The sequence below is a fragment of the Arenibacter arenosicollis genome (genome assembly GCF_014397245.1).
GTDB classification, from domain to species: domain Bacteria; phylum Bacteroidota; class Bacteroidia; order Flavobacteriales; family Flavobacteriaceae; genus Arenibacter; species Arenibacter arenosicollis.
In genome coordinates this window covers 167554-180474 of record NZ_JACLHY010000007.1, presented here as the reverse complement: position 1 = coordinate 180474, position 12921 = coordinate 167554, and the positions used below count along the sequence as shown (strand labels likewise).

The window sequence follows — 12921 nt, the reverse complement described above, 5'->3', positions numbered from 1 at the left end:
CGGTATAATGGCAGCCGCATCATCTTTCTTGATTATTACTTCAGCCACTGGCTAAACCAATAATACAAAATGTATCATAATTTACATTATGTAAAATAGACTTTTTGTATCCCCTAGTTCATTCAAACTCAAAGGCCTCTTTCTTTAGGGTCAATAATTAAATCATCTCCAACAAGCCCTCCCAATCCTTCATCATAATTTCGTGGTCATATTAAACCCAAAATTATATTATATGAAAAAGATAATGTATTTATTTTTGATGGCATCTACAATTTTTGCCACCAGTTGTACTGACGATGATAGTACAGATCAACCCCCAGGAGTTTTTGAGGGTGAAAGCAAAACTTACCAATTACAATCCCGTTCGGATGCTTCCGTGTCCGGGACAGCCACTGTTGTGGAAAATGAAGACGGTACGGCTACCGTAAACCTTAAATTATCAGGTACCTCAGCAGGAAGTTTTCCTGCCCATGTACACGCCAATTCTGCGGCGGAGACCGGAGATATCATTATTGACCTTAATGCTGTTGATGGTGCTTCCGGAGAAAGTACTACCATAGTAACTGCTACTAAAAATGGTACTGCAATTACCTATGAGCAGCTATTGGAATTGGATGCCTATATTAATGTGCATCAATCCGCAACTGATCTTGGTACCCTTATTGCCCAAGGTGATATTGGTGTAAATGAACTTACAGCAGATTCCAGGGAATACGAGCTTAGCAGTGCTGCCGATGCCAATATTAGCGGAACAGCCACTATCTATAAGCGTGTTAGTGGAGCTTCCCTCCTAGAGATCGCTTTGGAAGGTACTCCAGCTGACGGGGAACATCCTGCCCATATACATCTTAATTCTGCTGCCGAAGGTGGTGATATTGCTATTTCCCTATCGCCCGTAATCGGTGCCACTGGAAAAAGTTATACCCATATTGAGGAAGACGATGCGGGCACTGCCCTTAACTATGAAGCCTTGTTGGAAATGGATGGCTACATCAACGTCCACAGGTCCGCTACCGAATTGGATGTACTTGTGGCTCAAGGTGATATAGGTGTCAACGTGCTAACAGGAGACTCCAAAGAATTTGCACTTCACAGTGTATTGGTGCCAACCATTAGTGGTACGGCTATAGTACACAAACGTTTAAGTGGAGCCTCCCTCCTAGAACTTCAATTGGAAGGTACTCCATCGGATGGGGAACATCCTGCCCATATCCATGCCAATACCGCTGCTGAAGGTGGTGATATCGCAATCTCCTTAAATGCGGTAGCTGGTGCCAGTGGAAAAAGCTGGACCCATATTGAGGCCGACGATGCTGGAACAGCAGTTAGCTACGAGGATTTATTGGAATTTGATGGGTATATCAACGTTCACAAGTCCATTGCCGAACTGGACGTTTTGGTGGCACAGGGCGATATAGGTCAAAACGAACTTACAGGTAATGAGGTTTCCTACGATTTAGCGGCAGTTAGTAATGCAGCCATATTTGGTACAGCTACCTTTTCGGAGCGCGTAAACAAAGAAACATTGGTGACTTTGGAATTGGTTGGTACTACCGCAGGCGCAATACATCCGGCACATATTCATTCTGGGGCTGTGGCAGATGCCCCTGGAGCGGTGATCGTAACTTTGGGCAATGTCATTGGAGATAATGGAATAAGCGTAACCAACGTTACCCAGGCAAATGCGGGCGGTGCGTTGGATTATGATGCCCTTTTGGCTATAGACGGATACATCAATGTACACCTGAGCGCCGAAGACTTGGACACTTTAGTGGCCCAAGGTAATGTTGGGGCCAATGTAAATTAAGGAATATTAGCTTCCCCTGAATACTAAAGCCTTGGATCGAAAAGATCCAAGGCTTTTTTTATGCTTTAGTAAGACCAAAGTTATATAAATCAGTTTTTAAACATAAAAAAGCTCTGAATATAATTATTCAGAGCTTTTCTATCCTAATATTTCCATGATTACAATTCCGCCCCTCTGTATGCTTAATGTGTATAATCGGGAAAAATATAGGGATTTCTTAATATCTCAACATGTTGCTGTATTCCTCAACTGACTTTTGTATCTCAATATAAGAACGAATTTGAGCCATTGTTTTTTCAAAGAGTTCAATTTTTAAATCCTTTTCCCTTTTTAATGCCTTGATCAAATCCGCATTCGTATTTTTCAAGGTTTGTAAAGTTTGCCGGAGGGTTTCAGATTTAATAAACAACGTGTATGTGTTGGGTTCACATACATAGGAGGTCAATTTTTTTTCCAATTGGGACAAATCATTATTGGTTCGTTCCAATTTAAGAATACATCCACTGTTGGAAGGCCTGCTAATTAAATTTCTACTAATTTTTGGGGTTGTTTCCATAGGACAAGCTTTGTTTTAGGGTTAACGGTTTTTTCTGATTTACTCTTATAATTTTGATTTTTTTGTTTTGCTCAAAAAAGATACGACAAAAATTCCATTTTTGGAATAGTAAATAGCTCATTAACATTAGTTTAAGCGAAAATTAACACCTCGATAACCTCGACGTACTGAATTATTTCATCGATAAACGGTATAAAATCTTCGGAAAGCTTGCTTTTCATTAGCTTTCTACAATTGCCAAATTGGTTTTCTTCCCCTCCACTCCCCTCCTGCCCTTAACCATTAATTTAGCACTAGAAATGGAAAGAGAAATTAGGTGCAAAAAGAAACCCCGATGAATTTCATCGGGGTTTATTAAAAATTATATTAAAACAAGTTGTTACCAGCTTACTTCCTCAGTGTCACCATTAGGATAAGTTACTGTACCTTTTTGGTCACAAGTTCCAGCTCCAAAATCCAAGGAAGCTGTCATACTATCAACCTCCAACTGCATTACGCCAGATGTTATAAAGGCGCAACCCAAATTCCATGATAAAGGTTCGGTCACTGTAAATTCATAGGTAGTACCGTTTACGGTTATATCCCAATCTCCTGTGCAGGTAGCATCGGGGCCTTCGGCATTAATATTCTCAAGATACCAGGTAAGTACTTTATTTCCTTTCCATTTTACAATATCTCCATTGGCGTCCTCAAAGGTAGCATCGGTAACAATTGTAAAAGCTGGACTGTTGGAAACTGAAAAATCGAAGGAAAAACTCTTGGTACCGTTAAGTATGTGGTCGTTAAAAGTAAAATCGGTAAAAGTAACCTCAAAGCTACCTTTGGTACCATCCGTACTTCCATTATTTCCGGTAAGGACAATAGTTCCGCTGATCGTTTTGCCGTGAATATTACATTGGTCATAAGCTACTGAAATACTTTCTTCGGTAAATGTAACCGCTGCACAGGCAGTCTCAGTTTTGTTACTTTTTCCAGATTTATCGTTGATCAATAATTCTGAAACCAACTCGTCCAGTCCTTCCGAAATGGAATTGACCTCCATTTGGGATTTAACCTGTTCGCTAGTTAGACTTTCATTATTCAATTCATTCATAGCATCATTGCTACAACCAACTAAGAATAATACTCCGAAACTTAAAATTAAATAGTTTACTGTTTTCATAGGATATAGGGGTTTATACCATAATTATCGGGCGCTAAATTAAGCCGTTATATAATATTATGTTAAAAAAAACGAAATTATTCGACCTATAGTATGTTTTATTAAGAAATATCCTACAAAATTGACGTTATTTCGTGAGATTTTACCGCTGTTTCTAAGGTCTTTACCCTTAAATTCAACTAAAATTAGCTGCCAATTCAATAGAATTAATCCAATTTTATACTAAAATTGTTGAATTTATCCTTTTGATAGGCCATTTTTTGCGTTGTGGGCGAGATGGCAAAATAGGGTGAAAAAGTGGTGGTAATAACGGTCTTGCCATCGGGCAAAAATTCCATGATACGGAGCCAACCATCTCCCCCATTACCATTCCAACCTCCACCCATAGCTTGCGCATTAAAAGTAATCTGATTCACTTTTTTGCCAGCTGCATTCCTGTCCTCTTTAAAGGCGGTATGCCCCTTAAAATTATCAGGGGAGCCAATATGGCCCGAAAACACCAACTGTACATTTTGGGATGGTGCCACTAGTTTTTCCCAGATAGCCTTGCCATAGTTGGCATCGATTATCGGGTAGTTTTCCTTTTCCTTATGTTTGTTTTCGGAATTTAAATAGGAATGGGTAAGTAAGACCACCGTATGGTCCTTATAAATTTCTTTGGAAATCTCGTTATTGGCCCATTGCAAAATGGTATCTCTCGGCGCAAATTCCAGATTCAGGAACAAAAATTTCCGTTGTTGGGGGGAAATAAATTCATAGGTAGCGTTTTCCACGGAGGGTAAGCCATCTATGTTTTTTCCAGCCGCCCGTAACGCCTTTGCATTTAATAGGTTCCTATGCACAGGGAAATATTGGCTGTAGTTAGATTTTCGGTTTTCAACACTTTTATAACCAAAGTCATGGTTACCGGCCGCTAAGATATAAGGTACCTTCCCATCCAAACGTTCAAAGGCATGTGACACTGCCCTCCACTGATCTCTACTGGGCATATTGCCGTTTATTTTATCCGAAACTAAAAGTTCGTTCTGTTCTACTAAATCCCCAGTACACAAAACCATTTTTATGTTTAGGGCATCAATATTTTCACTGATCCAGGCGGTCATGGTTTCCAAAGTGCCCTGGTTTCTTTCAAACTTTACATAGGTCTGGGTATCGGGGACCAAAATAATGGACCAGGAATCCGGATTGGTCAATTTTGGAGGGGTATAGGTTTCTTGTGCCTGTAAGGCGGTGAAGATCGTCAATATGGAAACAACAACAAGATAGTAATTACGACAGTGGTTCATTATGGTCAATTATTAAGGTTTGCAATGGATAAATTTAACATTTTTAAGATAAGACCATGCATGGAATCACCCACTAATTAGATTTATTTTTAAGGATTTTAACGTCAATAAAGTTGTTTTGACACTTCAATTATGATTAATTTCGGCCACGCAACAATTTTACCGATATCCATGCCCGATTTCCAGAACGAATTATATCCCCATCTTAAAAAGTACTTTGGTTTTGATAGCTTTAGAGATCAACAGGAGGAGATTGTTACTTCGGTTTTAAATAAGAAGGATTGTTTGGTGATCATGCCCACTGGAGGAGGGAAATCCATATGTTTTCAATTGCCCTCCCTTTTGTTGAAGGGCACTACTTTGGTAATTTCGCCTTTAATTGCCCTTATGAAAGATCAAGTGGACGGACTAAAGGCCAACGGTATACCAGCGGCTTTTTTCAATAGCAGTCAGTCCGCCGAAGAACAACATAAAATACTGGAAAGTACACATCAGGGAGAGTTGAAATTACTCTATGTGGCCCCGGAAAGTTTGCAAGGCCTCTCCCCTATTTTAAAGGAAGAATTTATAAGCTGTGTGGCCGTTGACGAAGCCCACTGTATTTCCTCTTGGGGGCATGATTTTAGACCCTCATATCAACAATTGGGATTTCTAAAAAGCACTCTTCCCCTCACCCCTATTATTGCCTTGACAGCAACAGCCGATAAGGCCACTAGAGAGGACATTATGGCACAGCTGAAGATTCCCAGGGCAAAACAATTTTTGGCCTCCTTCGACAGAAAAAATATTGCTTTGGAAGTAAGGCCAGCCCATGATAGGGTGTCCCAAATACTTCAATTTATAAAGCAACGGCCCAATGAATCGGGTATTATTTATTGTTTGAGTCGAAAATCTACAGAGACTTTGGTGGCAAAATTTTTGGACAACGGCATTAAAGCAGCGGCCTACCATGCGGGGTTGGATTTTGAGAGTCGCAACAAAGTACAGGAAGATTTTATTTTCGACAAAACCCAAATTGTATGCGCTACCATAGCCTTTGGAATGGGAATAGACAAATCCAATGTGAGATGGGTTATACATTATAATATGCCTAAAAATATTGAGGGCTACTATCAGGAAATAGGTCGGTCCGGTAGGGACGGATTACCCGCCCAGGCACTTTTGTTCCACAGTTATGGCGATGTAATACAGCTTCAACGCTTTGCGTCCGGAGCAACTAATGAGGAGGTACAGCTGGCCAAATTGGACCGAATGAAGCAGTTTTCGGAGGCATCCACCTGTAGAAGAAAAATCTTGTTGAGTTATTTTGGGGAATTTTTGGGGGAGGATTGTGGTAATTGCGATGTATGTAAAAATCCGCCGCAGTTTTTTGATGGAACCATTATAGCCCAAAAAATATTATCCACTATAGCCCGATTAAAGGAATTGGAAGCTACGGGAATTGTAATCGATGTATTGAGGGGAGCCCAAAATGCTGCTGTTTTGGATAAAAATTATCAGGAAATAAAAACCTATGGTATAGGTAAGGATATATCTTGGAACGATTGGCAACATTATGCTATTCAGCTTATAAATCAGGGTTTCTGTGAGATAGCCTTTCATAAGAACAACGTTTTGCAGCTTACCCCCTATTCCAAAGACGTCCTATTTGGTAAGACGAGGGTATTGTTGAGTAAACCATTGAAAAAGGAAGAAAGGGTGGCCTTGGAAAAAGAACAAAAAACCAAGAAGGTTGCCAAAAACTCGCTGTTTGAACGTTTACGCCTATTAAGATTCCAGATTTCCTTGGAGGAGAATATCCCCGCTTATTTGGTTTTCAACGATGCAACCTTGAAGGAAATGGAAGCGGAACGACCAACCAGTGAAGAGGAACTAATGCAAATAAATGGGGTTGGCCAGCGAAAGTTGGAAGTTTACGGGGAGGAATTTATTCAAGAGATAAGGGCTTTTCAAGCAGAAAAAAAAGCAAAGAAGAAAAAGAAGTCGCACACCTACCAGGACACCTATGAGCTTTATAAAGAGGGCAAGAGCATTGAAGAGATAGCCCAGTTACGAAAACTAAAGCCCACTACAATTTTTTCACATCTGGCCAAACTTTACTCGGACGGCAAGGATGTGGCTATCTATGAGTTTGTGGATAAGGAAACCATAGGAAAGGTCGCCCAGGCCAAAAAAGAACTTAAAGATCCCGAAGCTTTAAAACCTTATTATGAATATTTTGAAGAAAAATTGGAATATTCTACTATTAGACTGGCGCTTAGTGTTATTGAAAAAGAAAGGATTTTATAAATTGAGTTGAAAGTTGAAAGTTCAAAGTCGAAAGTTCTAACGGAGATTGAGCGTAGTCGAAATCGGAATGCCTCGTATGTGCGACTTCTCTCCCGATAGCTATCGGGAGCCTGAAAATAGGCTCATGTCGAAGTGACTGTTTTGTCTATTCCAGCGGAGTCGAGGATTTGTTTCTATTCAAAGTCCAAATTCCAATCTAATCTCCAAAAAAAAAATAGAACTAATTTTGCTAATAAAAGGAACATAGGTATTCTTAAATATTAATATCCGCAACTGAAAAATTCCCCTCTTGAGAGGGGCTAGGGGTGTGTGAGCTTTAAAGTTAAATCAAGTTTAGTGACAATCCAGTCCGATCCGATTATCTCGCTAGCAAGGGGGAAAACTCCTTAAGGGGTGACGAGACTATAGGCTCCCCCCTTCGTAACAAGGGAGGAGCCGTAAATATTATGTAAAAAATTTAACATTAAAACAACAATTTATTTCTGCTTGCGTTCTATAAAAAAAGTAATTTTATATCACAAAAAAAGATCGATATGTCATTTTTATCACCGCAAATTGAAGCTTTGGCCAAAAGAAAAAAAGAACAATCCCTGATTAAAAAACCAAATTCATGTGGTATTTTTCAGGAATACGGACATCTTGAAAAGATTCAAAAACCTGTGGATAGGAAATAGTCGCTTTTAAAGCGTTGTTAATCTTTTGGGAATAAGCTCTTGTCCAATCCAGGAATGAGTTTTAGCGCATTCTTGTAATAAACTTTTTTAAGTACTTCATCCGGTAGGTCCATACCGTACATGGCCCAGAAAGCATGGTATTTCTTGTGATACGGGAAATATTCGTCATCGGATTCCAAAACTCTAAAATAGGTAGGAAATTCTTCCGGTTTCCAGCTGTCCTTACCAAATAGAATTCGGTCCTGATATTTTAAAAAGAACTTATGTGCATTTCTTGGTTGTCGGCCCAATTCTGCAATAATAGCTCCTATACCCACATACATATTGGGCATTTCGTCCATTAATTTCCCCAAAGTACCCAAATCGTTGGCATACCATCCCATATGGGCATTGATAAATTTGGTTTTTGGATGCTTTTTAAACATTCTGTGTTGCTCTCCAATAATTTGCTCCCACGAAGCTGGATCCGTTGCTGAACGTTTTCTGCGAGGATGCGTCTTTAGTTCCAACCACCTTTCGTTATCGGAATTAACCTCATCCCAAAAGGGTTTTGGATCTGCAGAGTGAATGAGAACGGGCACTCCCAATTCCGCGCATTTGTCCCAAATGGCACTTATACGGTCATCATCTACAGCCAATCGTTTCCCAGAGGTATCAGTATCCCTTAGTCCCAAACTCTTATATACCTTAAGTCCCTTGGCGCCGTTTTTAATATCAGCTTCCAATTGGGCAACGGCCTTCTCGGCCCAGCCAGGTTTACCTACCCCGTCAAAATCCACATTGGCAAAGACCGCAAACCTATGGGGATAATGATCCTTGATATTTTCCAAAGATTTTTTAATTCTATCTCCTGAGCCACCACTTAGATTGACCATTACTCCCATGTTAAGCTTATCCATATCTGCAATCAGGGGGGAAAGGTCTTGTGTTGGCATTTGGTATTGATGGCCATGTACATCGATAAATGGATATTTTGCCCTATGGATTTCCTTGCCGGGAACTTTAAGTGTCGATACCGGATTGTACTCCTCAAAGCTCATGTCTTGGGCTATTAGGTTACAGGAAATTGCTAATTGTAAAATACAAACAAGGGATAAAGTTTTTAATGACATTGCAACATTGGATTAGATCCTAAATTTATACTTTATAGTGGACAACACGAAGTTAGAAGTAAAAAACTTACTTATTAATTAATCCCTTGTTTGAAGTCCGGCCTCAATGACGGAATAGCCAAAAGCCAAAAGCCACAAGGCATAAGAAATAAGCTATTCGGCAAAAACCTACACTCAATCTCTCAAGAGGGGAATTAGGTAGTAGTCAAGAGTCTAGGTTCTTGACACAAGACTCTTCTTCCCACCCTTCAATTCTGATAACTCCTTAGTACCAACTGTTCACTGAAGTTGACACTGACCACTGACTACTTATCACTCTTTTTCACCCGCTCGTATTCTTCCAAGGTATCAATATCAACCTCTTTTCCTTTAGGGGATAGCGTAAGGACATTTTTTATATGGGTCTTGATAATATCCCTAGCTCCAAAATCGGAGTCCAATGCCAGTAAAGCTTCAAAATGGGCTTTTCCAAAAATGGCGGGCACTCCCACCCTACCGGTATATTTTGTGGCTATAATGCTGTGTTGGGAATTTGTAAAATTATCCATCATGGTATTTAAATACTGCCCATCTATATAAGGTTGGTCGGTCAACATTATTAATACACCATCATAGTCTTCTTCCTTTTTTAGCAGATGCTTGGTACCACAGGCAATTGAATTCCCCAGTCCCATTTTCCAATCGGGAGTATAAACAGTTTCCGTATCGCCAAATTGGGTTTCTTTAATTATTTCCTCCTTATAGGCTCCTAAAACGGTCAATATGGTTGCGGCATTGGAATCCTGGGCATTTTTAAGGGCATTGCCGATTAAGGTGGTATTTCCCCAAGGCAATAATTGTTTTATGGCTTTCATACGGGAGGAAGTCCCGGCCGCCATAATCAAAATAGCTATGTTATGCTCTTTAGGTGTCAATCGTGTATGCCAGTTTCTTTATCTTTTAAAAGTATAGGTTCTTTTCGTCTGGAAACCGTTAGGATTTCGGCAACGATGGCTATGGCAATTTCCTGTGGTGTCTCAGCCCCTATATTTAGTCCGGCGGGTCCATGGATACTGTCCAAAAAGTCGTAGGTGATTTCAGGGCTAAGTTCCATTAGTTCGTTAAACAACTTTTCACGTCTTCTATGTGGCCCCAAAAGTCCTAAGTATATTGGTTTTGAATGCCTTAGGGTCAACAAATACTTTAAGTCTTTGGAATAGCTATGGTTCATCAGAATTATGGCCGTATTTTGGTCCACTTCATCCAAAGGAAAGCCCTCGGGTAGGGTTCCAAGAAATTCATTTGCACCTTCAAAATCCAATATATTCTTTTCCTCGGTAGGGTTGGCTATAACAGTTACTTCCCATCCTGTTAATGCGGCAAAACTGCATAACTGTACCGCATCGTGTTCAGCGCCAATGATAAATAGCTTAAAACACGGTTGCATGTTTTGCTCAAAAACCTCAAGTTCATCTTTTCCTTGATAGCCGGGGAACAGTGGTAATTCCTTATTCCCAAAGATAAAGGTTGAGCCAAAATAGGCATTTAACCCTTCTTTTTTTTCAAAATAAGAGCGTACCTTAAAATGTTGTCGAGATTGAATTGTTTGCTCAAAGGTTTCCAACAATATGGTGTCCGGTCTTAAGGGCTCCAATAAAATATAAAGTATACCCTCGCATCCCAAGCGATATCTACCATCATAGGTCATTATTTTGGAAGTTTGATCGTCAAAAACGGGCTGGGCCTGTCTAATTACTTCCTTTTCAACACATCCGCCACTTACGGCACCTACCATATGTCCGTCTTCCAGTATCAGCATCCGCACACCAGGTCTTCTATATGAGGAGCCATCCAAGGCTACCACGGTAGCCAAAACGGTCTTTATGCCTCTTGAAGTGGCAGATTGGTATTCCCGTATAATTTTTTTTAGTTCGTGTGTCATAATTATAATAAATCTCTGGTCGGGACAAAGGGCACCAACTCCCCTACTTCATATGGTTCACTTTTGGGTTCAAGCACAATAAATCCATCAGTATTCACCAAACTGCACAAGTCTCCCGATCCATTCTCCTTTACCAAGGAGACCACTAAATGTCCTCTGTTAAACCCTAGTTTAACCCTTAGCAACATTGTTAAATCGCCCTTCACCTCAGCAGCCTCTTTTAAAATAACATCAATTTTTTGTAGTGGCAGGCCTAATGATAGTTTAAGCCAATCCTTAAAATAGACATTGTAATTTGCAAAAGTGGAGACCGGATTTCCGGGAAAAGAAAATACTACCGTTTTAGTCTCTTTTTGAATTCCGAACCAAAATGGCTTCCCTGGTCGTTGGAAGACCCCGTGAAATATTTTTTCTACGCCCAATTCTTCCATTACCTGTGGAATAAAATCAAATTTACCCTTGGATACCCCTCCACTTAAAAGGACAGCATTGTTTACTTTCAAAGTATTGCCAAGTGTATTTTTTATACTGTCTTTTTCATCAGGGAGATGCAGCTTGCTAGGAACGATGCCCTCTTGTGACAAAGCCGAATAAAGAGTATGGATGTTGGATTTGCGTATTTGGTGTGGCAAAGGGATTTCGTCCACCTCTACCAATTCATTTCCAGTGGAAACAATAGCCACTTTTGGCAATGTTCGTACCAAGACAGAAGCTTTGCCCACTGCCGCCAATACCCCTATTTCTGCAGCTGATATAATAGAATTCTTTTCTAAGACTAGATTACCTTTTTTTTGATCACTTCCATTGAGGTGAATGTCCTGTCCCTGAACCGGGTTTTTAATTAAGCTGGCCCAACCATCGTCTATGACAATATGTTCGTACATTACCACTGTATCTGCATTGCTGGGCACCACTGCCCCTGTCATTATTTCAATACAATTAGCAGTGTTTTTCAGAAGTTGGGAGGGCATCCCTGCGGCCAATATCCCTTCTATTTTAAAAGTGGTCTGCCCCTTTTCAATGGCATCGTAGTTTATGGCAATTCCGTCTTTGGTAGCCCTATTAAAAGGAGGAAAATTTCTATCGGCAATAATATCTTCGGCGAGAATTCTGCCCATAGCTTGTTCAAGGGAAACTAGTTCATTGCCTAAATCCTGACTTAGGTCCAATACTTTTTGATAAGCGTCTTTAAAAGAAATCATGGAACACAAGTTACAATAAAAGAAGATTTGTTAATGGATTGTTCTTTGTAATTCTCTCCAAGTTATAGGTTTAATGTTCCTTTCTTCTAGCAGGGCCGCCGTATTGGGATCGGTAAAAAAGTCAAAATCCATTTGTCGCCATTCGGAACCAAAATTGGGATGGTCCACACAGACCTGTTTCATTTCCATATTGTCAAAGGCCGGATGGATTAAAATCACATTTAGTCCTGCTGTAAGGTTATTTAGCATTTGGGTATACAATTCTCCTAAGCCTGTGCTTTGCATGGCTTTAAAATTGCCTATATGTACTTTATGCACAATGCTGTCCGATTCCTGCAGTGAACCAAGGTTGCCAACACCCTCCAGCAACTCATCACTTAGGAAAATGGGTAGCTTGTATTCCTTGCCCAATTCCCTGTAGACGTCGAGTAATTCTTTGGTGAGCCCTAGGGTGTACATATGGGAATCCAAATGGGTAGGTTTAATTCCGGCATTCAATGCCCTATCAATTTGTGCCTTAAGCTCCTTTTTAACCTCTTGGGGTTTGGCCAATTTCTTTACTTGCTCTCTTTTGGTATGAAAAAAACCGCGCTCATCTACCAAGCTAGGGACTTCAGAATAAGGGAGTACGGGACCAAATTTATAATGTTTCCATTCGCAGGTCAATGTTAGGTGGATTCCACAATCATATTGTGGGTGTTGTTTGGCAAAATTGGCTATATCCCCAAACCATGGACAGGGAACCATAATGCTAAAGGAAGTTACAGTCCCTTTTTTCAAAGCTTCAATTGTGGCTGCATTTTCCGAGCAGGATAGACCGGCGTCATCGGCATGAATCATTAAAAGGATGTCATTCTTGCTATAACCCAATCGCTCTAAGTCGTAATGGTAGGCCATATAATTCCAATTTGT

Annotated in this window: 11 protein-coding genes; 3 read left to right on the top strand and 8 right to left on the bottom strand. The window is 40.2% G+C overall.

The window, feature by feature from the left end; genetic code table 11:
* Positions 1 to 232 precede the first annotated feature (232 nt).
* Positions 233 to 1807: a CHRD domain-containing protein gene (locus H4O18_RS22150; RefSeq protein WP_187583897.1), complete on the top strand. Its 1575-nt coding sequence runs from the start codon at positions 233 to 235 to the stop codon at positions 1805 to 1807.
* A 217-nt stretch (positions 1808 to 2024) separates the two neighbouring features.
* Here the strand turns inward: H4O18_RS22150 and H4O18_RS09565 are convergent, their stop codons facing one another.
* From H4O18_RS09565 to H4O18_RS09555, 3 genes are all read right to left on the bottom strand, one after another.
* The gene (locus H4O18_RS09565; RefSeq protein ID WP_187583895.1) at positions 2025 to 2363 is read right to left on the bottom strand and encodes a hypothetical protein; all 339 of its coding nucleotides are present in this window, start codon (positions 2361 to 2363) and stop codon (positions 2025 to 2027) included.
* Between the two features lie 379 nt (positions 2364 to 2742).
* Positions 2743 to 3525: a hypothetical protein gene (locus tag H4O18_RS09560; RefSeq protein WP_187583893.1), complete on the bottom strand. Its 783-nt coding sequence runs from the start codon at positions 3523 to 3525 to the stop codon at positions 2743 to 2745.
* Positions 3526 to 3731: 206 nt separating this feature from the next.
* Positions 3732 to 4811: a metallophosphoesterase gene (locus H4O18_RS09555; RefSeq protein ID WP_187583891.1), complete on the bottom strand. Its 1080-nt coding sequence runs from the start codon at positions 4809 to 4811 to the stop codon at positions 3732 to 3734.
* 132 nt (positions 4812 to 4943) lie between these two features.
* Between H4O18_RS09555 and recQ the strand changes: the two genes are divergently transcribed.
* On the top strand, positions 4944 to 7100 hold the full coding sequence (gene recQ, locus H4O18_RS09550; protein WP_425489132.1) for a DNA helicase RecQ: 2157 nt from the start codon (positions 4944 to 4946) through the stop codon (positions 7098 to 7100).
* Positions 7101 to 7633: 533 nt separating this feature from the next.
* Positions 7634 to 7774 (top strand): hypothetical protein, encoded by a 141-nt coding sequence (locus H4O18_RS09545; protein ID WP_187583889.1) that lies wholly within the window; start codon positions 7634 to 7636, stop codon positions 7772 to 7774.
* Positions 7775 to 7791: 17 nt separating this feature from the next.
* Here the strand turns inward: H4O18_RS09545 and H4O18_RS09540 are convergent, their stop codons facing one another.
* From H4O18_RS09540 to H4O18_RS09520, 5 genes are all read right to left on the bottom strand, one after another.
* A complete protein-coding gene (locus tag H4O18_RS09540) occupies positions 7792 to 8886 on the bottom strand; it encodes an amidohydrolase family protein (RefSeq protein WP_187583887.1) in 1095 nt (364 codons plus the stop codon).
* 305 nt (positions 8887 to 9191) lie between these two features.
* On the bottom strand, positions 9192 to 9800 hold the full coding sequence (locus tag H4O18_RS09535; protein ID WP_187583885.1) for a nucleotidyltransferase family protein: 609 nt from the start codon (positions 9798 to 9800) through the stop codon (positions 9192 to 9194).
* Positions 9797 to 10807, bottom strand: a complete 1011-nt coding sequence (locus tag H4O18_RS09530; RefSeq protein WP_187583883.1) for an XdhC family protein — start codon at positions 10805 to 10807, stop codon at positions 9797 to 9799. The genes H4O18_RS09535 and H4O18_RS09530 overlap by 4 nt, the downstream gene beginning before the upstream one ends.
* A 2-nt stretch (positions 10808 to 10809) precedes the next feature.
* Positions 10810 to 12009 carry a molybdopterin molybdotransferase MoeA gene (locus H4O18_RS09525; protein ID WP_187583881.1) on the bottom strand — a complete coding sequence of 400 codons (1200 nt, stop codon included), beginning with the start codon at positions 12007 to 12009 and terminating at the stop codon, positions 10810 to 10812.
* A gap of 30 nt (positions 12010 to 12039) precedes the next feature.
* Complete coding sequence (locus tag H4O18_RS09520; protein WP_187583879.1) at positions 12040 to 12906, bottom strand: polysaccharide deacetylase family protein; 867 nt, start codon at positions 12904 to 12906, stop codon at positions 12040 to 12042.
* Positions 12907 to 12921 lie beyond the last annotated feature (15 nt).